This window comes from Prevotella sp. 885 (assembly GCF_002265625.1).
Lineage (GTDB): Bacteria > Bacteroidota > Bacteroidia > Bacteroidales > Bacteroidaceae > Prevotella.
The window spans coordinates 37,561-63,330 of record NZ_NOVE01000008.1; the positions used below are offsets into that span (position 1 = coordinate 37,561).

Here is a 25,770-nt window from a genome sequence, read left to right on the forward strand (position 1 = left end):
CTTAGGGAAGGGCAAGGAATATGATTTTCTTTTAATCTTTTTACATTATGACCTTTGCAGAAGAAATAAGACTGGGCATTCCTGATTATTTGCCGGAAATGTTGCCCTACGACAATAACATAAATCATGCGCCGAAGCGCAAAGAGATACTTACAGCTGAGGAAAGACAGCTTGCCTTGCGTAATGCGCTGCGTTATTTCCCGAAGGACCTGCATGCACAGTTGGCTCCCGAGTTTATGGAAGAGCTCGACAAGTACGGACGTATCTATATGTATCGCTATCGTCCTCGTTATGATATGTATGCACGACCCATTGACGAGTATCCGCATCGCTCTGAGCAGGCTGCCGGCATCATGCTTATGATTCAGAACAACCTCGATCCCGAGGTGGCACAGCATCCTCACGAACTTATTGTTTACGGTGGCAACGGAGCCATCTTCCAGAACTGGGCACAGTATCGTCTTGTGATGAAGTATCTGAGCGAGATGACTGACGAGCAGACGCTTGTGATGTATTCTGGTCATCCGCTCGGACTGTTCCCGTCGCATCCCAATGCACCGAGAGTGGTGGTAACCAACGGTATGGTTATCCCCAACTATTCCAAGCCGGACGACTGGGAGCGCATGAATGCTCTCGGTGTCAGCCAGTACGGACAGATGACAGCCGGATCATATATGTATATCGGTCCGCAGGGCATCGTTCACGGCACCACCATTACCGTGCTCAACGCTTGCCGCAAGCAGCGTATCGAGAAGGGTGGACCGGCTGACATCCACGGAATGCTGTTCGTATCTTCAGGTCTTGGAGGCATGTCAGGAGCACAGCCCAAGGCTGGCAACATCGCCGGCGTAGTGAGCGTGGTGGCTGAGATAAATCCGTTGGCTGCAAAGAAGCGTTACGACCAGGGTTGGGTGGACGAACTCCATGACAATCTGGACGAGCTTATTCCTGCCATCAAGAAGAGTGTGGAGGAGAAGCGTACCGTGTCAATGGCTTATGTAGGTAATGTGGTTGACCTTTGGGAGCGTCTCGCTGACGAGGATATTCGCGTAGACATAGGTAGTGACCAGACCTCGCTTCACAATCCGTGGGCAGGTGGTTATTATCCTGCCGACCTTACCTTAGAGGAATCGAAGGTTATGATGGCTGAGAATCCAGAGGAGTTCCGCAAGCACGTTCAGGCTTCTCTTCGTCGTCAGGTGGCTGCCATCAACCGTCTTTCTGCCAACGGCATGTACTTCTTCGATTATGGCAATGCCTTCCTGCTGCAGTCGCAGCGTGCAGGTGCAGACATCTGCAAGGAGAACGGCAAGTTCCGCTATCCGTCATACGTTCAGGACATCATGGGACCGATGTTCTTCGATTACGGTTTCGGTCCGTTCAGATGGGTATGTACCTCAGGCAATCCTGCCGACCTCGCCAAGACAGACGAAATTGCAGCTCGCGTGATGGAGGAAATCATGCAGAACGCTCCCGATGAGATAAAGGGCCAGATGGCAGACAACATCCATTGGATTCGTGAGGCAAGCCGCAACAAGCTCGTGGTTGGTTCGCAGGCTCGCATCCTTTACGCCGACGCAGAAGGCCGCTCCAAGATTGCTTTGGCTTTCAATGAGGCCATTCGCAAGGGCGAGATCACGCGTCCGATAGTTCTTGGTCGCGACCATCACGACGTTTCAGGTACCGACTCTCCGTTCCGCGAGACCAGCAACATCTACGACGGCTCGCAGTTCTGTGCAGACATGGCTGTGCAGAACGTCATCGGCGACTCGTTCCGTGGTGCCACATGGGTGTCGCTCCACAATGGTGGCGGCGTAGGCTGGGGCGAAGTTATCAACGGCGGCTTCGGTATGGTGATTGACGGCGGTGAGGATAGCGCACGCCACATCCGTGAGATGCTGTTCTGGGACGTCAACAACGGCATTGCACGCCGTGCCTGGGCACGTAACGAAGGCTCCATCCATAGCATCGAGCGTGAGATGCTCCGCTCACATGGCCTCCAGGTAACGATGCCGAACATCGTTGATGACGACATCATCAACAAGTATGCTAACTAAAACATTAAACTACTAACAAAAAAATAAATGCCAAGATTATGAAAATACACAAGATATCAGCCGAACATCTTTCAGTTGAACGTATAGGTGAGATAGTATACGGTGGTTACAAGATTGAGTTGAGCGACGACGCGCAGAAGCGTATCGTAGAATGCCGTGAGTATCTCGACCGTAAGATAGCAGAGAACAAGGCTCCCATTTACGGCGTTACCACCGGCTTCGGATCGCTCTGTAACGTCAGCGTCGGTTCGGACGACTTGGCACAGCTTCAGATCAATCTTATGATGTCGCACGCATGCGGCACAGGCGACAGAGTGCCCAACGACATCGTCAAGATTATGTTGCTGCTCAAGATTCAGTCGCTGAGCTACGGCTTCTCTGGCTGTCAGGTTGTGACCGTCAACCGCCTTATCGACTTCTTCAACAACGATGTCTATCCGGTTGTCTACATGCAGGGTTCGCTTGGCGCTTCCGGCGACCTTGTGCCTCTCGCACACCTCACATTGCCTCTCGTCGGACTTGGCGAGGTGGAATACGAAGGAAAGGTTATCTCAGGAGCTGAGATGCTGAAGAAGTTCGACTGGACTCCCGTACAGCTTGCTTCAAAGGAAGGTCTTGCGCTGCTTAACGGCACACAGAACATGGGCGCGTTTGCTGTTTGGGCATTGCTCCAGTCACATCGTCTGAGCGACTGGGCAGACAAGATTGCTGCCATGTCGCTGGATGCCTACTATGGACTTGCCTCTCCATTCATCGACGCTGTTCATCAGGTTCGTCCGCACAAGGGCCAGATTGTCACAGCTGCCCGTATGAGAGAGCTGCTTGAGGGTAGCGAGATAATTCAGAAGCCCAAGTCGTACGTGCAGGATCCTTATTCGTTCAGATGCATTCCGCAGGTACACGGCACCGTTAAGGACACCATCGAGTATGTCAACTCAGTGATTGACGTAGAGGTGAATTCGGCTACTGACAATCCTACGGTATGTCCTGACGAAGACCTTGTTATCTCTGCCGGCAACTTCCATGGCGAACCTATCGCAATGCCGATGGACTTCCTCGCAATAGCAATGTGCGAGTTGGCTAACATCTCGGAGCGCCGCACCTATAAGCTCATCAGCGGTACGCGCGACCTGCCGAGCTTCCTCGTTGCCAATCCGGGTCTGAACAGTGGCTTTATGATTCCGCAATACACCGCCGCTTCCATCGTCAGCCTTAACAAGTCGCTGGCTACACCTTCTTCTGTGGACAGCATTCCTTCCAGCCAGGGTCAGGAAGACCATGTAAGTATGGGTGCCAATGCCGCCATCAAGCTTTACAAGGTGGTGCTCAATACGGAGCGTGTGCTCGCCATCGAGCTGTTTAATGCAGCCCAGGCTCTTGAGTTCCGCCGTCCGCTGAAGTCGTCGCCTGCTGTGGAGGCCATCTTCGAGAGCTACAGAAAGGTGGTGCCGTTCATCGTTCACGACGAGGTGATGTATCCGCACATCGCACACTCCATTGATTTCCTGAGAAAGTAATACCGTATGAAATTGCTTGTAAAGAACATACGAACTCTTGCTGGCATCGAGCACGCTCCGAAGCTTCGTCTGCAAGGCAAGGAGATGGGCATCGTCAACACCATTGACGACGCCTGGCTCCTTGTGGAGGACGGACGCTTCGCAGCGTTCGGCGCCGTTGCTGACGGCATGCCAGCCTTGGACGACACCGTCGAAGTGGTTGACGCGGAAGGCGGAATGGTCTTGCCGTCATGGTGCGACTCGCACACTCACATCGTCTTCGCCGGAAGCCGTGAGCGGGAGTTTGTGGATAAGATAAACGGACTCAGCTATGAGGAGATCGCCCGACGTGGAGGAGGCATCCTCAATTCTGCCGACCTCCTGCACAACACTTCCGAGGACGAACTCTTCCGTCAAGCCATGCAGCGCCTTGATGAAGTGATACGTAAGGGAACCGGATGCATCGAGATAAAGAGCGGCTACGGACTGAGTCTTGAGGACGAGCTGAAGATGCTCCGCGTGATAAAGCGCATGAAGGAGGCTTCTCCGGCTAAGATAATGTCTACGTTCCTTGGAGCGCATGCCGTGGCACGCGGCATGCCGCAGGAACAGTACGTCCAGCTTATCATTGACGAGATGATACCGGAAGTGGGACGCCAGCGTCTTGCCGACTTCGTTGACGTGTTCTGCGACCGTGGCTTCTTCACGCCTGAAGAGACCGGACGCATTCTGGAGGCCGCCGCCGCATGGGGCATGCGTCCCAAGATTCATGCCGACGAGCTGGCATCGTCGGGTGGAGTAGTGGTAGGCGTCAAGCATGGTGCGTTGTCCGTAGACCATCTTGAGAGCATGACAGAGGAGACCATCGAGACCTTGCGTGGCAGCGAAACGATGCCGACAGCCCTGCCCGGCACATCCTTCTTCCTGAACATGCCCAACGCCAAAGCCCGCCAGATTATCGACGCAGGTTTGGGCGTAGCCGTTGCAAGCGACTACAATCCCGGCTCTACGCCGTCAGGCGACATGAAGTTCGTGATGTCGTTGGCTTGCATAAAGCTGAGGCTGTTGCCCAACGAAGCCTTCAATGCTGCCACCATCAACGGCGCTTACGCCATGGGACAGAGCAAGGACTACGGCAGCATAGCCAAGGGCAAGGTGGCCAACTTCTACATCACCAAGCCCATACCGTCCCTCGCCTTTATCCCTTACGCCTACACCACACCCATCGTAAACAAGGTGGTGCTTGGCGGAAAATTGCAAAGTATGTAAGAGAATTCTGCTCTTACAAGTTTAGAAGTTAAAGGAGTTTGTCGCAAAACTTCTTTAACTTCTTTATTTTTTTTCTACCCTTTCCCCGAATTTTTGCGTAACTTTGCATCATTAATTCATTCATACGAATGCTACCAATGGACAGGAAAAAACATTTTGACACATTGTTCCACGCTTATTACGCGAAACTATTCTTCTATGCCAGCGGCATTGTCGGCAACGACGGTGATGCCGAAGACGTCGTGGAAGAGGTGTTCTGCGACCTTTGGACACATATTGACACGATGGAAGTGGGCGAGAGGATACAGGCTTTCCTCTATCGCGCCGTCTTCACCCGCTCTCTGAATATGCTCAAGCGTAATGCGTTGCGTCAGCAGCGTGTGGATGCTGTAAGGCAGATAGGCGATATGCGTGTGGAGCAGATCGAGTCTGCCCTTGCCGATCCTCATGAGTGCATGGAGAACGCCGAGATGCGACGCCAGATAGATGCCGCCATAAATGCCCTGCCCGAGAAGTGCCGAAGCGTCTTTCGTATGAGATACATAGAAGGCAAGAACAATGCCGAGATTGCCCAAGAGACCGGTACGTCGCCACGAACCGTGGAGGCGCATATCCATAATGCCTTGAAATTTCTGAGAAAACGCCTCTGGAGTCTGACGTTGGGTAGGCATGACATAAGAAAGAACAGTCGCTACGCTGTAAAGAGTTTGCAGGTTTACGGCTGATTCCCGATATATTTATCACATAGTTATGTTATATTTGTTACAGTTTGCATGTCTGATATTCATGCTTTTCAGTGCATTCCTTATCGCTGTTTTGCGTCTTCACGTAAGATGGATAAACAAGCGATATGAGTATTCTCGTTGGATGTTATTCTCATCCTTGACATTGTTGGCAGTACATTTTTTTCTGCAGATGTGCTTTGGATTCAGAGCCTCACGCGAAGAAGTGGGGGCCGTCATCAACATACTGGTTTATCTTCCGAGTTTCACGCTTTTCGCAATGGCGATTTACAACATAGAGGCCACCCACACCAGCCGCAGGAAGATGAACATGGTCTGTGCTGCCGTATATGCCGCCATGCTTGCCGTCTTTGGCACGGGCTACTATGTTACCGGCTCCTTGAATATGGGCGTATGGCTTTACGTGATGCTTGCCATCTTCTTCGGCAATATGCTCTACTGCATATACATGATAATAATAGAGATGAACAAGCGGAAGAAGCTCCTTGAGACGATGACAGCCACCGACATGCGCCCTTTCACGCGATATGCTCATGCCAGCCTTACGCTGCTCTTTATCACAGCCGCCATCATCCCGTTTGCCATCCTTTCCACCAAGTCTCTATATATAATAGGTCCCTTCGGACTCGTAGCCACGCTCTTCTTCATCGTCAATTTTGTGGCGCTCGGCTTCAATTATGTCCCAACTGAAGAACTGTTGGATAAGGAAAGAGGCAACAATCTGACCGCCGATGCTGTCAACGCTGAAAGCGAGGAAGAGTCTGCCAAGTGTGATGCTCAGCAGTCTGCGCCTGAGACCGGCAGTGATCAAACCTCCCAACAGCTCCCTGCCTCACGCATCGCATTCATCCGGTCTGCCCTCGACCATTGGTGTGCCGACTTAGGCTATAAGGACTGCACAGTCAATATGCTGACATTGTCACATTTGCTCGGAATCAACAAAACCGAGCTGTCGCAATACTTCAGCCAGTGTCAGAACACCACCTTCCGAATTTGGCTTGGCGAGATACGCTTCAATGCTGTCAAGAAGATGATGATGGAAAATCCTGACTTCAGCAACGACATCATATCTTCTGAATGCGGCTTCTCGTCACGCTCTTATCTGTATAAGATATTTAAGGAAAAAGAGGGATGCACTCCTGTTGCATGGAGAGAAAAGCAGTAATGCAAATATCGCACAAAAGAGTAAATATCTGTTACAAAATAAAAATCAATTCTAGAGATTCAAAAAGCTGTTTTTATGGTTTTTTACAGCATAAAAGCCACCCTCGATGACCATTAAAAACACAAAGTGCCCTCATAGAGCCACTTTTACAGTCTAAAAGCGGCGCTATTACAATGCAATAGTAGAGGTATTGTGTGGTAATAGCGGCGCTATTACACCCTAAAAGTGCCACTTTGACAACCCGTTTGTTTACGTATTATTTCTGCAAACCGTATAACCTACTGTGTATTAATGATATAGCTTCAAACGCTCAAAACTCGAGAATTTCGCACCAAAGATTTCTTTGTGCGCCGGGCTCGCAGTATTGAGCGTTAGGAATGCAAATATCAGATACGTCAGAAACCGGAAAAACGTGTGTTTTGGTGTCTACTTCATAGGAAGTGGACACCTTTTTGGTACGAATTGGACAGTTAGGCACATGAATCGGACAGTCTGTTTAAGTAAAAAAAAGTAAATTTGCCGAGTGAAAAGCTAAACCATAACTTATAATGTTAAAAGCTTAAATCATAACTTAAATAATAACTATAATTTAAAATCATCTTAAAATGAAAAGAAGAAGAGAGAAGCAACCTCCTCCATATTTGGACAGGCGGTTTGCTGGCAATTCTGTTTCCATGCGGCGTTCCATGCGAACGTCTGCGGGAAGGTTCATGCAGTTCTTCCTTTGCGTTGTGATGCTGATGGCGTTCTCTGTGCAGAAGGCATCGGCAGGAGACGATTGGAACAATTCTTGGCTGAAGCAACGGTTCAATCCAGTTAATGCAACTCTTGAACTTGATATCCGTGTATATCAAGATTGGGGAGGAAGTAACAAAGGCCATTGCGGATTCTGCGATAAAGGTTATCTCGATGTGGATGTAGCAGGTATGAAAATCAAAATTGACGGATCTGGAAACAAATGGGAGAAACTTGATGATGGTAAAATTACCGGAATCGATAAGTCGAATATTGAATGGCTGGGCAAATTGTACGATGAGAATAATAATAATAAGCCAGTATTTTATGTAAGACTTCACATTCCTTTGACGCAAACGAAAATCAATTCCAGCGAGAGCGTTACATACACTGGTAAATGGTGGCGTGAAGGAAAATCTAGTGAGCAAGCTGTTAGCCATACGGTTCCCATAAAGACAGATTATGGTTGTACGAAAACCGTGATAACCGGTGGCAAGTATGACGTGGTAAACAATACTCCTGGATACACCATCAATTTTAAGAAAGACGGAAAGGCTTCCGACTTTTCCATTGACAGCTACGGTTCTTTCGTCTTATGCAACTCGGCTGGACAGGAGATAAGCGGAATAGGTTCGGTCAGTGCCAGCAAGACAAGCGGTTCGTTCTTCGTTCCGACTGACAAGATGAGCCTTGACAACTTCTCAGACTATAAGGTGAAGCAGAAGTATACGCCAAGTTATAACAAACAGGTGACATACTCTACGCTCGGCGACAGCCACACGCGCCCTGCCTATCCGCAGGTGAAGGAAATCAGCGCCGACTATGATCAGGTGACGCGCAAGATAAAGGTGGACTGGAATCTCAGTGAGGCACCTACGCAGAACTTTATTGATGACGACATGGTGCTCACAATCAAGAGTACTGATCGGGCTACAAATGCTGTGGAAACAACCACACAGAATATCAATTATATGGCTGGTAAGACAGCATACAGCTATGAGTTTGACGTACCTTTAGGCGAGAGCCTGAATTATGAATTCAGCATTAAGCGTTCGCATACAGGCAACTCTGACGTGTGGAACAACGCTTTCAGCAAGCATACCTCTCTATCGGCTTCTGCAAAGCACAGCAATGTTACAGCAGGTTCTGTACATGCCGTACTGGACGAAGAAGCCAAGACTGCCACTATCACTTGGCAGACAGAGGGCGACATCTGGAGTTCAGGCACCAAAGCGGTGCTTACACGTGTGAACGTTACGACCAATACAACCGACAACATCGAGCTGTCGAAGGAAGAATTCCTCAGCGGCAAGTATGTTGACGACATGATAATGATATGCAACGAATATCGTTACCGCCTTACCGTTAAGCCTACCGAGGCTTACGGTACTCTGCCTACGGTGGCTGCGCCTGAGTCAATTATGCCTACAAGCATAGGCAATCTTGTTACGTTTACAGCCGGCAAGGGCTACTACTCTGACCGCGTTGAACTGGTATGGAGCAGCAAGGGTAACTTCGAGCGCTTCGTCATCAACCGCAAGGAGCATGGCGCTCCTGATACAGACTATAAGCAGATAGCCGTTACTGAGGGCAACGAGGCTCAGAACGACTATTACTATAACGACGTGAATGCCGTTCCAGGCGTGGTCTACGACTATCAAATCAAGGGTCAGGTTATGTGCTCGGGCAATCTGCTTGAGAGCGACGAGGTACTCACAGACGTTGGTTTCCGCACACCGACGGGTGACATCTACGGACGCGTGACGTTCGAGAGCGGTCAGGCTGTGTCGGGCGCCAAGGTAAGTGCTGAGCCTACGGAAGGTTCGGGCGTTCCGGGCAAGTCATACGTGTTCACCGGTGCGTCTAATCTTACCGTCGACAACGACCAGCTTCTGAATGATGCCACGCAGGCAGTTACGCTTCAGGCATGGGTGAGAGCAGCCAAGGAAGGCACCATCATCGAGAAGCCGGGCATGTACAAGTTGGCATATAACGGCAAGAAGATTGAGTTCACAGCTGGCAGCCAGACGCTGAAGACACCGAAGAAGCTCAGCGACTACGCTTCCTCCACTCAGTTCGTGCATCTCTCAGCCGTGGCAAGCGCCACACACCTTATTATATATATAAACGGTAATGCTGTGGCAGAAGCCGAGCGCACGGCTCAGATTACGGGCAACGACAATAAGGTGGTGATTGGTGAAGGCTTCACCGGAGCCATCGACGAAGTTCGTATCTGGAACAAGGCGCTCAATGCTGACACCCTCGCCAACGACTACGACCGCTACATTGTAGGTAATGAGGACGGCCTGCAGGCTTACTATACCTTCGACTATTCGGTTGACGACGCCTTCTACGACATCTCGTACAAGGGCACTAGGTACAACATGAACCATGGTGTGGCTACGGGTGTTACTATCAGTTCGAAAGACATACCTACATCTGCACAGCTCGGCTACAGCAGCTACACAGCTACAGACGGTTCTTATCAGATTCGTTCGCTGCCCTACACCGGCAACGGAACTACGTATATGATTGTGCCGACACTCGGCATACATCAGTTTGCATCGGCAAAGGAGCTGCGCCTCATCAACTCGCAGGCACAGAGCCACACCGTGAACTTCACGGACAAGTCGTCGTTCAAAATTTCGGGTAAGGTGATGTATAAGGGCGGCAACGTGCCCGTAGAGGGAGTGTCGTTCGCCGTGGACGGAGTCACCGTTATGGACGGCAAGAGCAACATCGTGAAGACCGACGCTCACGGACAGTTCACCATCAGCGTACCCGTAGGACAGCACGAGGTGAAGGCAGTGCTTGCCAACCATACGTTCGAGAACGGCGGCAAGCTGACCAACAGCGACGGCACCGACCGCAACTATCAGGACGACGACAACGGATTCGAAATCTTTGACGTTACAACCGTACGTTACATCGGACGTGTTGCCGGCGGTACCAAGCAGGAGGCGTTCCCCGTGGGCCACTCGCTTTCGAAGAACAACCTCGCTGACGACATCCGCATCGAGCTTACATATCAGAACGATGCCTATAAGATGACGGCTGAGGCTCGCGAAACCACGCTCAATCACGTTAAGGGCGTGTACGTAAGCAAGCAGCACCAGAACCGCGTGGCTTACGACGGCAACAAGATAACCATCTATCCTGACGCCGAGACGGGTGAGTTCTATGCCGACCTCATTCCTGAGAAGTATAAGATTAATGTAGTTGTGCCCGGCCATGACAACATCCCGGGCAGTGGCGAAGACCTCAACCTCAGCAACGAGTTTGCAAAGCAGAGCGAGGTGAATGCTTATGTCGACTCTATCTCTACGCAGGGCAAGTTTGTCAACTGCAGCGACACTGTATATTACAACAAGAAGCAGCAGTTCATCAAGCGCTACACTCCGTCAATCATCGTGAAGGAGAAGGTGAAGGGTAAGCTTCAGGACTTCTTCGGAAAGGAAGAACTCAGCATCTCTACACTCGATCAGACAAAGACCATAAAGGTGAAGACCTACGATCCTGACAATGCTGCACAGCCTTATACACTCGGCGTGCCGGTATACGAGCAGGGACAATACGTCACTTATCACATCACCACAGCGGAGGTGTACGAATATAAGGATAAGGACGGCAGACGTAAGGATGGCGTTAAGGAAGACATCGTGCCAACGCCTGAGGCTAAACTGTCATTCAGTAGAGGCGACATTGCGTACGGAACGCAAGAAGACATCACTACCGACGAGAAGGGTGAGGCAGAATGGACATTCCAGGTGAACAATCCGGAAATGACCTCGGCTCTGCGCTCTGCCGCTATGGATATGACCTACAGCGAAAACAGCGAAAGCACATCTTCTACAACTATCAACTGGAAGGGTGGCTTTGACGGCAAGGGCAACACTAAGGCTATCGTAATTGGTGCAAAGACTTTAGGTTCGGACTTCGTTACGAACGGACCCGACAAGGTGCTCTTCGTGCTGCGCGACCCGCCGGGAAGCAACTCGTATGCTTATCTTGAGAAGGGCGTGACAGTTACTTCTACAAGTACGTATGAGGGAAATGTCACTAACGAGGGAGTATTGAACAACGAGGCAAAGGTTGGTGCCAAGGTCATCACCTTCACCGGTCTTGGTGCCGGAGTGGTGAACGAGAACGATGTGAAGAACGAATTCTCATTCGGCGCTTCTCACAGTGAGACAATCGGTGGTACTGACTCTGACACTAAGACGATGACCACTACCACACGCTTCGAGACAAGTAGCGACCCGCAGTATGTGGGAAGCGACGGCGACCTCTTCGTAGGCTATTCTACTAATATCGGCGTGGGCAAGACCGAAAACATCGCCGTTACTACACGTGAGATGTATCAGGCCAATCCTTCTGAGTACGAACTGTTCGGCGATGTTACTCCCGAAAACAGTGAATATCTGCTTGTGAAGACTACTGGTCTGGGACTTTCGCAGAAGTATGGCACTATGTTCACCTATCCGCAGGTACACATCGAGCAGGTGCTGTTGCCTAAACTTGAGGATGTACGCAACAAGTTGCTGCATCAGCAGGCTGAAGGTGTAGACTTCCAGGCTATGGCTAACAACACCAAACTCCCTGTTTACGTTTCGAAGTTGGCAGCTGACGATCCTAACTTCGGCAAGAGCAACAACGACAAGGTGTTTAAGGGTGCCAATGCTAACGACCCGCTCGACGGACCGAGTTACAAGATTTACGCTCCTGCAGGACAGCCGTTGAAGGAGGATACTATCATGTTCCTCAATCAGTCGATTGACAACTGGAAGATGCAGCTTCGCAATAACGAGGAACAGAAGGTGAAGGCAGAACTCATGCAGAACCATTCGTTCCAGGGCGGTGCTTCTTACGAATACTCTGAGGAGTATGAGGTTGGACGTTCGGAGACTCAACGCTTCTCTATCTTGATTGGCGCTCAGTTCACCAACAACTTCGGATGGACACTCAATGGCACTGGTATGGTGCTCACTGTAGACGAGAGCCTTACCACCGAACACGGTGGCGAGTTCTCTACTGAGGAGACGGCACGCCATTGCAAGGGTTATGTCCTTGCAGAGGAAGGCTCTGACTACCTCTCTGTAGACGTATGCCGCGAGGCAGGATATAAGAATGGCGACCAGTACATCAAGTACAAGGATATGAAGGACGAGGAGGGACAGACCTTCTCAACGTTCATCTTCAAGACTCGTGGCGGTGTGACGTCTTGTCCTTACGAGGGCGAATACAAGACCAAGTATTACGAACCGGGACAGCACGTCATCAATGAGGCAACGGTCCAGATGGAGGTTCCGGAGATAACCGTGGAGAAAGACTTCATCGAGAATGTTCCTTCAGGCAAGTCGGCTTACTTCACGCTCTATCTGCGCAACAACTCTGAGTCGCAGGACGACAACTGGTATAACCTCGTAATCGACGACAGCAGCAATCCTAACGGAGCACAGCTGCTCATCGACGGCGCACCGATCGGCAACGGCAGAGCATTGCTCGTGCCGGCAGGCGGAACGCTTACGAAGACGCTCGAAGTGCGCAAGGGTTCGGTGATGAACTATGACAATCTCCGACTGATGCTTCAGTCGCAGTGTCAGTGTGATCCCACTGATTTCCAGGGCGACATCTATGACGACGTGACGTTCAGCGTACACTTCACTCCTTCAGCCACAGACGTGAACCTGAAGAAGCCTACCGACAACTGGACGTACAACACCAAGTTGCCAACGGCAGAGGTGAACGGCGTGCAGAAGCATTACATGGACGTAGTGATTGACGGCTTCGACGTGAACTATGACAACTTCCATCGCATCATGCTTCAGTATAAGCCGTCGTCGGGCAGCGACAACGACTGGACCACGCTCATGAGCTACTATAACGACAAGACTCTCTATGATCAGGCACTGACCAACGGCATGAACGCCGAGATGATAAAGGCGGCAGACGCCGGCACCATCAAGTATCGCTGGTTCCTTGACGACCTGCAGGATCAGCGTTACGACCTGCGCACCGTAGGTACGAGCATGATCAACAATGAGGAGGTATTTAACTATTCTGCCGTACACAGCGGCATCAAGGATATGTATAATCCGCGCCTCTTCGGTAGCGCACAGCCAGCTAATGGTGTACTGACCGTTAACGACGAGGTGATGCTCACGTTCAACGAGCCGATAGCCGACGGACTGCTCACCGACAACAACTTCTCGGTAACGGGCATCCGCAACGGAGCACAGACCGACCATAGCGTAAGCGTACGCCTCGACGGTCAGAACGACGAACTCGTGTCTGAATTCCAGCGCAACTGGAGCGGCAAGAACCTCACCATCGAGATGTGGACACTTGCAGACAAGCCTCAGGACGCTGTGCTCTTCAGCCAGGGCAACGCCAACAGCTCCATCGAACTTGCCACGACGAGCGACAACCGCTTGAAGGTGAAGGTGGCTGACAAGACCATCGTCAGCGACAAGACGTTCGACTATGAGCAGGGCACATGGGCACACGTGGCTCTCGTATATAACAATGAGGGCAATGTATCGGCTTACTATAACTACGAACAGCTTATCAGCGCAGCTGAGGTGGGCGAGTATAATGGCGAGGGCGCTTACGTGTTCGGAGCCAGCGTGGACGGAAGCGGACACTTCGCTGGCAAGATGCACGGCGCACGCATCTGGGACAAGGTGCTGACACCGGCACGTCTTCAGACCAACTCGCTGACAATGCTCTCAGGAGCCGAAAGCAATCTCATCGCTTACTATCCGATGTCGGAGGCTAAGGGCAGTGTTCTTGCCGACAAGGCACACGGAGCTAACCTTGAGATGCGAGGCGGCGAATGGGCTAATCCCGAGGGACGTGCAGCAGCGTTCAACGGTAAGGACCAGTATCTGAAGCTCTCTTCGGGCAGTTCATGTGTAGTAGACAACAGCATGGACTACACCATCGAGACATGGTTTAAGGCTGACGAGGCACAGCAGACAGCCACCATCATCTCCAACGGACGTGGCGACGGTGAGGAAATGGGCGGTTCGCTCAATCTCTTCGCTCTCAATCTGGAGGATGGCAGACTGGTATTCCATAACAATGGAGTGCGTGTGGCATGTGACGGCAGCTTCGCAGACAACGACTGGCACCACGTGGCAGTGGCTGTAAACCGCACAAGCGGACGCGGTCAGATCTATGTGGACGGCAAGCTCAACACTTACTTCGAGGCAGCTGACCTCGGTGGCATAGCAGCGGCTTACATCCATCTCGGCGCACGTGTATGGACACCGGCGGACAACCTCCAGCAGGAGACAGTCGACAACTTCTTCAAGGGCGAGATTGACGAGGTGCGTGTATGGAATCTCTATAAGAGCGAGACGCTCGTGGAGAACGGCAACAGCAACCGACTCGACGGCACAGAGAAGGGACTCTTGGCTTACTATCCGTTCGAGACATACATCGAGTGGCAGGGTGTCAAGGAACTCCAGTTCTCTCTTATGGACCAAAAGCAGCAGGCTGACCCGACACAGAAGGTGCCTGACGCCGTGGCTGTAGGAGGCGACGTAGAGACCAAGGCTTCTGCTCCTGTCAAGGCAAAGGGACCTGAGAGCAAGCTTCTCTACGACTTCGTGGTAAACAACGACGCTCTCATCATCAACCTGAAGGAGCCTTACGAGCGCATCGAGAAGACCATCGTGAAGTTCACCGTTGACGGTGTACGCGACAAGAACGGCAACGAGATTCTCTCGCCGATAACATGGAGCGCATACATCGACCGCAACCAGCTGAAGTGGAGCGACAACGCTCTCACCGTAGTGAAGAAGCTCAACGAGGAGAAGACAATCAAGGTGAAGGCACTCAACAAGGGTGGTTCTATAGAACACTTCACCATCGAGAACCTTCCTTCATGGCTGGAGGCAGAACCCGCAAGCGGCACTATCGACCCGACTTCGTCTGCCGACATCGTTCTTACCATCGACCCGAGTCTGAACATCGGCACGTACGACGAGACTCTCTATCTGCGTGGCGACAACAACGTGGTGGAGGCTCTGCAGCTCACCGTCAAGGTGGAAGGCGAGAAACCTGAGTGGACGGTCAATCCGGCTGACTTCAAGTATAATATGTCTGTCTTCGGCAAGCTGTATATTAATAAGGTATACTCTTCCGACGACGAGGATATGCTCGCTGCGTTCAGCGGCGGAAAGTGCGTAGGCGTTTGCAATAACCGCTACTACAAGCAGAACGATATGTATTACGCCATGCTCACGGTATACTCTAACGATGTCAACAACTCCGACCTTGAGTTCCGCATCTGGGACGCAAGCACAGGACAGACTTACATCGCACAGAGCGAGAAGCCTATAAGCTTCGAGAACAACGCCGTAGTGGGCAGCCCGTCACAGCCAGTGCTGTTCACAGCTAAGGACTATCGCGTGCAGAACATCAGCCTGAACGAGGGATGGACGTGGATTTCCACAAACATCGCTTCTGACAAGCTCTCTGACCTCAACAAGCTTCTTGCCGATGGCAAGTGGACCCCTGACGACCAGGTGAAGAGCGAGCAGTACGGCTTCGCATCATGGACAAAGCGCAATGGATGGGTGGGACAGCTCACCGGCATTGACAACGACCAGATGTATCTCGTACACAGTTCAGCACCTCAGAACCTGCATATCTCAGGACCGGTGGTTGACCCGACATCACACAAGCTCACCATACGTGGAGCTAAGGAGGACGGCACACCGCGCTGGAACTACATCTCTTATCTGCCTTCGGACAACTTCACGCTCAAGGAGGCTCTCGCCGGCTACGACGCCAAGGAGGGCGACATCGTGAAGTCGCAGACACAGATGGCGATGTATAGCGGCAATCTGGGATGGATTGGTAGTCTTACATACATGGAGAACGGCAAGGGCTATATGCTCCAGCGCCAGTCGCAGGACGACGCCGTGCTGCAGTATCCGTCGAAGACTTCCGTAGGACGCAAGGCTAAGGCTGCGATGGCAGCTGCCAAGAACGCTGACGACACAAATGCTTACTTCCCGTATTCAGCCAATATGACGGCTGTTGTGGAGGTGGAAGGCGTAAGTCTGCAGCAGGGCGACCGCCTTGTAAGCTACGTAGCAGGCGAACCTCGCGGTTATGCTGAGGCTATAGAGCTGCCCGACGGCAGAACCATCTTCATGCTCACCGTGGGTGGCGACAAGCCTGAGGCTGTGGACGTGACCATCGAACGCGGCGGCGACGTCATCGCCAAGGCACCGAGCGTCATCAGCTATGCTGCCAACAGCAATGTCGGCACCATCAACGAGCCGATGCACATCAGCTTCCTTGGCACAGAAGGCGGCCTCTATGTCTATCCGTCTCCGTTCCACTCGCAGCTTAAGATCCGTGCCAATGTGGACCGCAACGCCCAGACTGACGTCTTTGTCAGCGACATGAGCGGTAAGCGAGTCGTAGCATGGGACAACTGCAATGACAACGGCAACGTGGACATCACATGGAACTCCGGCAACACAGTTCCTTCGGGAGTTTATATCGTTAGCATCTCTGTAGACGGCAACGTATACTCTATGAAAGCTATCAAGAAGTAATATTAACAGAAAATCTATATGAAGTATATAAAGTATTCATTGATTGCTGCATTGTGTTTCCTTATGACACAATGCACGGAGGAAGGCGACAAGACTTATCCCCAGCAACCCGCTCCCCAGTGGAGCGTGGTGGCAGAGGATTTCGTCAGCGAAGTCCCGGCGTGGCAGGTGGCGGACAACGCCCCTGCCTCCGCCCCGGGGTGGAGAGCCGACTTCACTGGCAATGCCTCGGTGCCGTCGTGGACCGATCCTGACAAGAGCGTCTATCCTATGAGCATGACCGCCGTGGTGCGTCTCAGCCCCGTCCTCGAAACCCTTGCCGCCGACGGCGACATGATGGCAGCCTTCATTGACGGCGAGTGTCGCGGTGTGGCTAAGAAGGTGATGAACGACGGCGTGCGCCTCTTCTTCCTTCACGTCAAGGCACCGTCCAGCGAGAGCGGCGATGTGGAGTTCCGCTATTACAGTGCAGCTGCGAAGCGCGTCTACGTTTCCGTGGCATCAGACGTAAAGTATGAGGTGGACAAGATTTACGGCACAGCCGAGAATCCTGCTTTCCCCGACTTCGAGCAGTCAGGTCCCTTCCCCGTACCTACCAAGGCATGGGTGAAGGTGGACAAGGCACAGCTGCCGTTCACAGTAGCCGCTGGCGATGAGCTTCAGGCTTTCGTCGGCGACGAGTGTCGCGGCATCAAGCACGTGGCAAGCGAGGCTGACATGACATATTTGTATGACGTCCTCGGTCGTGCAGAGGGCGAGCAGGTGACTTATCGCTATTACAGCGCGGAGAAGAAGCAGGTGTTCGTTTCCGAGCAGTCCTTCGTCATCGGCAAGCGCGGTTCGGTGGTTGGTTCTGAGGACCAGCCGCAGAATCTCACCTTCGTGCCGCAGGGCAGCATGACCGCTTACCTCACCCTTGACGCCGTTACAGGCAGCTATGCCGACAAGAGCGGCGACAAGCTGGCGGCGTTCATCGGCAATGTCTGCGCCGGCATGGGCGAAGTAGTGGGCGAGCAGGACGGCAGACCCGTATATAAGATGGTGATAAATGGTGTCAGCTCACAGTCAGCGACCGTGGACATCCGCTATTACAGCCATCGTAACAACTACGTGTTCACGGCACCTGCATGCCTCCTTTTTGCCGACGGAAAGGTGGAGGCTTCGCCAGAGCAGCCCTTCACCGTACCTCTCGTTGTCGAAGGCAAGCATCCTCTCAAGATGACGGCTTGCGTGGCATTGCCTCAGAACATTGTCCGTCAGGCAACGGCGGATGACGTGATGGCTGCTTTCGTGGGCACTGAGTGTCGTGGCATGGCAAAGGCGGAGCAGGCAGAGAACGGCGAGTATGTCTTCCGCATGGAGATAAACGGCAGCATGGGGGCAGAGGAAGTAGTTACGCTGAAGTATTATTCAGGTCGCAACAAGTACCTCTATCAGGCTGTCTCAGCCTTCACGTTTGCCAACGGCGAGAGCTATGGTACAGCGGGCGAGCCTCGCGTTCCTTATTTCGTCATTGTTGAATAAGCTTAAAACACCTATCTGTATATTATGAATAAGAAAAAGATAATAAGCTTGGTGCTGGGTTGTATGTCATTGCTCCCGGCTTCAGCACAGAACGGATGGTTTGTGGATGTGGGTGGAGGCGTGCAGACAATCTTCTCGAGCGATGCCAGCAAGCTGGATTTCGGCAAGCGCCTCACTCCGTCATACACCATTGGCGTGGGCAAGTGGATAACTCCCGCTTATGCCCTTCGCCTACAGATTGGCGGGTATTCGCTTAACGGCATGTCCACATCGGAAGGACTCTATCTGCGCGACCCTCAGACCAACGGTTCCGTATATGGTCCTCACGACCCTGTAATAGATAATGTGACGGTCCGCCCTGACGGCACCTATCGTCATTATCTGCGTTACGTCAACGCTCATGCCGACTTCATGGTGAGCCTCTCGCGTCTGCTCTTCCGCAGTCAGGGCAGGTTTGACGTGCTTCCGGCTGTGGGTTTGGGCTATGCCCGTAGCTTCGCTTATCGCGGCACGGCGGGCACCAACTCGCTGACAACCAACTTCTCCGTTACTGCCAAGTACCGTGTGCTGAAGTGCATGGATGTCAACCTTGAGATTGGTTCGGCTCTCATGCCCGACCATTTCGACGGTCGCATCACGGGCAAGAAGTATGAGCCGACGTTGGGTGCAACGCTCGGACTCACTTATCGCTTCAATGCTTCCAAGCCTTGCGCCAAGAAGGAAAGCAGTCGTAAGCGCCGCCGTGAAGCCGTGGTCGACACGGTGTATATGGTGGAGAGGGTAGTGGAGCGTCCCGTCTTTAAGGATCGCATCGTGGAGAAACCGGTGGTGAAGAAGCTGGATGCGTTCCGTCTCGCCTCCATCAGCTTTGCTTATGCCTCAGCCAAGCCGGCGAAGAAGCAGGACATCGCGTTTGAGAACATCGTCAATTATCTCAAGCAGAATCCTTCAGCCCGCATTCGTCTGGACGGTTATGGTGACAAGGCTACGGGTAGTGAGCGCACCAATCTGATGCTTTCCATCCGCCGCACCGACAGCGTACGAAACATCCTCATAGAGCGTTACGGCATCGCTCCGTCACGCATCGACGCACAGGGCATAGGTTGCAATGCGCAGCCATACGAGGAGAACAATCTCAACCGAGTAGTGATAGTGACAGCACTGCCCTAATAAATGCATACAGCTCGTGCCGAGTAAGTCCGGCACGAGCTGTTTTGTTAGTGTTCTGTCTTGATTCTCTTTTGTTTTTATCTATTCTTTACCCTTTCCCCGATTTTTTGCAGTAACTTTGTACAGCAAATAATTGATCCAAATATACTTAAGAAAAAATCTATGAAAATTAAGAGTTTTGTTGTGCTCTTGGCTTTGGGCTTGTCTGCATGTTCAGGAGGCAAGTATGCCGGAGTGCCAAAGGAGTATCATGAGTTGCTGAATCAGACTATGGTTACAGCTGGTGATAATGCAAAGGAATTGACGAAGGCATTAAAGAAAGCTCCTGCCGACCAGAAGGAGGGTGTGGCTTTCCTGATTTCCTACATGCCAGAAAGAGATGCCAAGACGTTGACCGCTGATTTTCTGTTGGAGAACGTGTCGTATGCTTATAAGGCAAGAGCAGAGTTTCCCTGGGCAAAAGAGGTGCCTAACGATATATTTTTGAACGACGTGGTGGCTTATGTAAATCTGAACGAAAACCGTGAAAACTGGCGTAAGGATTTCTATGAGCGCTTCCGCAAATACGTGGTTTCTTGCAAGACGATGCGCGAGGCTATCGATTCTGTCAACAAGAACGTGCGTGACGAACTTATGGTTGACTACAACACAAAGCGCGAGAAGCCAGACCAGGCTCCTTACGAGTCTATGCGTCAGCACATGGCTTCTTGCTCAGGTCTTTCCATCTTGCTAACCGATGCGTTCCGTGCTGTAGGTATACCTTCGCGTGTGGCAGGCACTCCGGCTTGGCATGATGACCGTGGCAATCATAACTGGAACGAAGTCTGGGTGGACGGCAAGTGGCGCTTTACGGAGTATTATCCTTCGGAAGACCTGGATAAGTCATGGTTCCTTACCGATGCTGGTAAGGCTGTCAAAGAGGATTTGCGAAAGGCTATATATGCGGCTTCCTTCAAACCGGCTGACTCTTACTTCCCTTTGGTTTGGGACGAGAACATCCGTTATGTCCATGCCGAGAACGTAACCGACCGTTATACAAGCCTATACAGAGCAGAGCTGTCTGCCGTTCCTGATGATGGCAGTCATGTTGCGTTGCGAGTGATGGTGTTTAAGGACAAGGATCATGCTGAGGCTTCAGGCGACCGTGTAGCCACTAACTTGGACGTATTCAAGGGCGATAAGCAGATTTACGGTGGTCGTAGTACAGGCGCAACACAGGATATGAATGATGTGCTCACTTTCAAGGTGGAAAAGAATCAGGTGTATACCATTAAGTTCATGAATGGTAATGGCGTGATGGAAACACAAAACGTGGAAGTGGGAGACCAGACAACAACTTTGAAGTTGTATATGAAGTAAACTTAGAAGAAAAGGCAAACTGCAGTGGTGCGGGCAAGAATGCCCGCACCACTGCAGTTTGCCTTTTCTCTCTATTTCTTTAGTTTTTACACACTCTCACTTAAATCGTTATCTCGCCTGATCCGTAGCAGCGGTGATGTTCCTCGTCGTACACCACGCAGAACTGGCCCGGCGCCACGCCTTGGATAAGTTCGTCGGCGTGAACTATGAAGCTGCCTTCCGAGGTGCGTTCCAAGGTGGCTGGATGGTATTCGGGGGTGTGGCGTATCTTGAAGCGCACTCGAGCCGATGTGCCTGGAGCGCCCCAAGGGTCGAGTGTGAGGAAATGGAAGTCGTGGATGGGGAAGTCCTTCTTGTATGCTGTGCGCGGTTCGAAGCCCTTGCTCACGTACAGCACGTTGGCAGCCACGTCCTTCTTCACGACATACCATGGTCCGCCGCCGAAGCCGAGTCCGTGTCGCTGTCCGATGGTGTGAAACCACAGGCCACGGTGCTTGCCTATCAGTTTGCCCGTCTCCAATTCGAGCACTTCGCCGGGAGCCTCGCCGAGATATCGTCTGATGTAGTCGTTATAGTTGATCTTGCCGAGGAAGCAGATGCCCTGCGAGTCCTTTCGCTTGGCGTTGATGAGGTGTTCGCGTTCGGCTATCTCCCTTACCTCACCCTTCTGGTAATGTCCGATGGGGAAGAGCGCCTTGCGGAGCTGCCAGTCATAAATCTGTGCAAGGAAGTCGGTCTGGTCCTTTACGGGGTCGGGGCTTGTGACGAGCCACTTGCGTCCCTCCTCGTCCTCCTCCGTCTGGGCGTAATGCCCAGTGGCAATGAGGTCGTAATCCTTTCCGCGCTTCTCGTGGAATGCGCCGAACTTAATCAGTCGGTTGCACATAACGTCCGGATTGGGCGTAAATCCCGCGCGTACCTTATCCATAGTGTAGCGCGTCACCTGGTCCCAATATTCCTTGTGGCAGTCCACCACCTCCAGCTTACATTCGAAGCGACGTGCCACAGCAGTAGCCATCTCGAGGTCCTCCTCGCTGGTGCAGTCCCATTCCTCCTCCTGTTCAGGTCCGATTTTTATATAGAAGCAGTCGGGGTGAAGTCCTCGCTGCGCCAGTTCGTAAACCACGACGGAGCTGTCCACGCCGCCCGAGAGCAGCACGGCAATACGCTTGTCCGTCAAGTCCGTGTTCAAGTAAGTTTTGTTCATATCGGCAAACTTACAGAAAAATATTAGAAAAACCTACAATACTCCCTCATTTTTTTAGGTTTTGTTTTGCAATTCTCTTACAAAACCGCTACTATTGTTACATTATTCAATTTTCAATGTTGCCTCACTTCGTTCGATGTGAGCATTCATATCGTTCGATACACACATTCATATCGTTCGATATACACATTCACATCGTTCGGTATGAACATGTGTATCGAACGGTGTGAGGTCACTAAAGTGGCGGTTTCGGATAACTAAAGTGGCGGTATGAGGTCGCTAAAGTGACGAGTGTCATTTGCAAACGGCAATCTATATGTCGCTTTTGCTGTCAAAATGGCAGACTTTTGTGTTTTTCTCGATTTTATGTTACGATTCATTGACGAATATCAATAAATGTTATGACAAAGCTAAAATAATTGTTCTTTTGCTTGTGTGCGAACACAAAAGGTACTACCTTTGCAGTGTAATCAAAGAAAGAGCTCCAGTAGGGGCTTGAGAAGATAAGATACATAAAAAAGAAAGGATAACAATTATGATTATTGTATTAGTAGTAGCCGCTTGCTGCTTGGCAGTAGTTGAGGCTGTAGAGGTAAGTAACAAGGTGAACTTCATGAAGTAAGCCGTCGCAAGACACGAGGCTAAATGGAATGAAGAACACAAGTAGGAGAACACAACATTAATATAAGGAAAGGAAAAAAGATTATGATGATTATCGGACTTATGGTATTGGCTTGCGTAGCATCCATCGCACAGGCTTTCATTGTTAACGACAAAATGTACCAGACAAAGTAACGAATAATACGATACATATATATATATGAGGCGGCTGTAGGCTATCTCCCGTACGGAGAGCGTCTGCAGCCGCTTTTTTGTTCTCTTTTTCACTATTTATCATCCTTTTTAGTAATCGTTATTTATTTACAACATACCTTTTTTTGCGCATTAGATATAATAACGTAACTTTGCAAACTGTTTAAACTATTTATTAAAAAATTGATATATCAATAAAAACTATGGAAAAGAAAAAGCTCATTACTGGGATAGTAACGGGAATCGTAGGACTTGCCCTTGTCGGTACTGTGGCATATCTCTACGTTAATCTCGACAATCAGAAGAAGGAAAACAAGGCTATGCAGGAACTCGCCGAACTCGACAAGAAGGAGATGGAGAACGAGTACCAGCAGTTTGCCACGCAATATAGCGAGATGAAGACGCAGATCAGCAACGACTCTATCATCGCACAGCTTACCGCTGAGCAGGAGAAGACAGAGCGTCTGCTCAAGGAACTGAAGGACACAAAGTCGAACGACGCACGTGAGATAGCCCGTCTGAAAAGGGAGCTTGCCACCGTACGTGCCGTCCTCCGCAGCTACGTCATCGAGATTGACTCGCTCAACCGTCTCAATCAGAACCTTACGGCTGAGAACTCACGCATCAAGGGACAGTATAACGAGGCTACACGCCAGATTGAGGGCCTTAACTCCGAGCGTGCTTCGCTGTCTGAGAAGGTGGCCATCGCCGCACAGCTGGACGCTACGGGCATCTCCATGCAGCTGAAGAACAAGAAGGGAAAGAAGACGGACAAGACATCTAAGTGTAAGACCGTGCAGGTGAACTTCACCATTGCCAAGAACGTGACAGCTTCTAACGGCACCAAGACATTCTACGTGCGCATTACCTCACCTTCGGGCACGACGCTCGGTGGAGGCGGAACATTCAACTATCAGAACCGCTCGCTGGAGGCCACTATGCGTAAGGCTGTGGAGTATGACGGACGTGAGACCACCATCTCTACATTCTGGAACGTATCACAGTCGCTCATGGCTGGCACATATCAGGTGAGCGTATTTGCCGACGGCAATATGATAGGTTCGCGCAGTTTCTCCTTCAAGTAAGGGAAAAGATGTCCTTCTGGAAAGGACAATGATATAAACACACAGTAATTTTTAGATGAAACATTCACTTCTTATTTTCGCTTTGGCATGTCTCGGCATGCAGGTCCAGGCGCAGCAGGTGCTCTGCTTGGACAGCTGCCGTGCCATGGCGTTGCGCAACAACAAGACCCTCGTGGCTTCACGCTTGCAGCTCGACATGGCACAGTATAACACCAAGGCGGCTAAGACCAAGTATCTGCCGCACATCAGTGCCGTAGGCGGATACGAACTCACGAGTCGTGAGATATCGTTGCTAAGCAAAGACCAGAAGAAGGCCATTTCAGGAGCCGGCACCAATGTGGTGGGTTCGATGCAAAGCGACATCTCGGGTGCTCTGACAGGGCTTGCCCAGCAGGGCGTGCTGACACCTGATCAGGCGCAGAGCCTCGGCAATATGTTCGGTCAAGTGGGATCGAAGATAGGCGAGGCGGTCAATCACGTTGGTCAGAGCTTCGTCAACGCTCTCCGTACTGACACACGTCAGATGTATGCCATTTCCGTAATGGCTACGCAGCCCATATACATGGGTGGCGCCATCACCGCTGCCAACAACATGGCGAAGATAGGGGAGAGCATGGCTGCCAACCAGATTGACGCCACCACGCAGCAGACCATACATGCCATAGACCAGGCTTACTGGACAGTAGTGTCCGTGAAGCACAAGAAGGACTTGGCTGAGAGCTATCTGCAGGTGGTGAAGAAGCTGGATGATGACGTGCAGAAGATGATAAAGGAAGGCGTAGCCACGCGTGCCGACGGTCTGAAGGTGGCAGTAAGAGTGAACGAGGCAGAGATGTCGCTCACTCAGGCTGACAACGGACTGGCGCTTGCCAAGATGCTCCTTTGCCAGCTCTGCGGAATGCCAGCCGAAACGGAAGTGACTCTTGCTGACGAGAATACGCCGAACATCGCCACCGCCTCTACGAGCGAGAGCGCCTCGGCAGACAAGGCTGAAGCACAGGACAACCGCCCGGAGATGAAGCTTCTCCAGAACGCCGTTGACCTCAGTCGTCAAGCCACCAATCTGGTACGTGCCGCATACCTTCCGCAGGTGTTGCTCACAGGCGGATACATGGCCACCAATCCTAACGTCTATAACGGATTCGAGCGCAAGCTCTCCGGCGTGTGGAACGTGGGCGTGATGGTGAGAGTGCCGTTATGGAACTGGATGGAAGGCTCTTACAAGGTGCGTGCCGGTCGTATTGCCACGCGCATAGCCGAAATGGAGCGTGAGGACCTCGGAGAGAAGATTGACCTCCAGATCAGCCAGTGCCAGTTTAAGCTCAAGGAAGCCAACCGCCGTCTGGTCATGGCAATGAAGAACGTGGAGAACGCTGACGAGAATCTGCGCTGTGCTACAGTCGGATTCAAGGAGGGTGTGCTGCAGACCACTGATGTAATGGCGGCACAGACAGCATGGATGCAGGCGCAGTCGCAGAAGATTGACGCTGAGGTGGATGTCCGTCTGTCACAGGTGAACCTCAGAAAGGCGCTCGGCGTATTGCAATAACATCATTTAAATATTCTACT

12 protein-coding genes are annotated in these 25,770 nt (G+C 51.5%); 11 read left to right on the forward strand and 1 reads right to left on the reverse strand.

Translation table 11 applies throughout. The annotated features are described in order from the left end of the window. The first annotated feature begins 47 nt into the window (after window positions 1-47). From CHL74_RS04565 to CHL74_RS04610, 9 genes are all read left to right on the forward strand, one after another. On the forward strand, window positions 48-2,057 hold the full coding sequence (locus CHL74_RS04565) for a urocanate hydratase (RefSeq protein WP_094879987.1): 2,010 nt from the start codon (window positions 48-50) through the stop codon (window positions 2,055-2,057). 38 nt (window positions 2,058-2,095) lie between these two features. Continuing rightward, window positions 2,096-3,574 carry a histidine ammonia-lyase gene (hutH, locus tag CHL74_RS04570; protein ID WP_094879988.1) on the forward strand — a complete coding sequence of 493 codons (1,479 nt, stop codon included), beginning with the start codon at window positions 2,096-2,098 and terminating at the stop codon, window positions 3,572-3,574. A 6-nt stretch (window positions 3,575-3,580) separates the two neighbouring features. Further along, a complete protein-coding gene (gene hutI, locus CHL74_RS04575; protein ID WP_094879989.1) occupies window positions 3,581-4,822 on the forward strand; it encodes an imidazolonepropionase in 1,242 nt (413 codons plus the stop codon). A 137-nt stretch (window positions 4,823-4,959) separates the two neighbouring features. Then, on the forward strand, window positions 4,960-5,547 hold the full coding sequence (locus CHL74_RS04580; protein WP_094879990.1) for an RNA polymerase sigma-70 factor: 588 nt from the start codon (window positions 4,960-4,962) through the stop codon (window positions 5,545-5,547). Window positions 5,548-5,713: 166 nt separating this feature from the next. Then, window positions 5,714-6,730, forward strand: coding sequence for a helix-turn-helix domain-containing protein (locus CHL74_RS16115; RefSeq protein ID WP_254923220.1), 1,017 nt, complete (start codon window positions 5,714-5,716; stop codon window positions 6,728-6,730). 605 nt (window positions 6,731-7,335) lie between these two features. After that, a complete protein-coding gene (locus CHL74_RS04595; RefSeq protein ID WP_094879991.1) occupies window positions 7,336-17,043 on the forward strand; it encodes a LamG-like jellyroll fold domain-containing protein in 9,708 nt (3,235 codons plus the stop codon). 18 nt (window positions 17,044-17,061) lie between these two features. Beyond that, window positions 17,062-18,567, forward strand: a complete 1,506-nt coding sequence (locus CHL74_RS04600; RefSeq protein ID WP_141241233.1) for a hypothetical protein — start codon at window positions 17,062-17,064, stop codon at window positions 18,565-18,567. Between the two features lie 24 nt (window positions 18,568-18,591). Then, entirely contained in the window at window positions 18,592-19,737 is a 1,146-nt protein-coding gene (locus CHL74_RS04605) for an OmpA family protein (protein ID WP_094879993.1), read from the forward strand. 162 nt (window positions 19,738-19,899) lie between these two features. Then, window positions 19,900-21,096, forward strand: coding sequence for a transglutaminase-like domain-containing protein (locus tag CHL74_RS04610; RefSeq protein ID WP_094879994.1), 1,197 nt, complete (start codon window positions 19,900-19,902; stop codon window positions 21,094-21,096). A 100-nt stretch (window positions 21,097-21,196) separates the two neighbouring features. Here the strand turns inward: CHL74_RS04610 and mnmA are convergent, their stop codons facing one another. Then, window positions 21,197-22,303, reverse strand: coding sequence for a tRNA 2-thiouridine(34) synthase MnmA (mnmA, locus tag CHL74_RS04615; RefSeq protein WP_094879995.1), 1,107 nt, complete (start codon window positions 22,301-22,303; stop codon window positions 21,197-21,199). A 1,016-nt stretch (window positions 22,304-23,319) separates the two neighbouring features. Between mnmA and CHL74_RS04620 the strand changes: the two genes are divergently transcribed. Both CHL74_RS04620 and CHL74_RS04625 read left to right on the forward strand, forming a co-directional pair. Continuing rightward, entirely contained in the window at window positions 23,320-24,201 is an 882-nt protein-coding gene (locus tag CHL74_RS04620; RefSeq protein WP_094879996.1) for a hypothetical protein, read from the forward strand. 55 nt (window positions 24,202-24,256) lie between these two features. Next, window positions 24,257-25,750 carry a TolC family protein gene (locus tag CHL74_RS04625; protein ID WP_094879997.1) on the forward strand — a complete coding sequence of 498 codons (1,494 nt, stop codon included), beginning with the start codon at window positions 24,257-24,259 and terminating at the stop codon, window positions 25,748-25,750. Window positions 25,751-25,770: the final 20 nt, after the last annotated feature.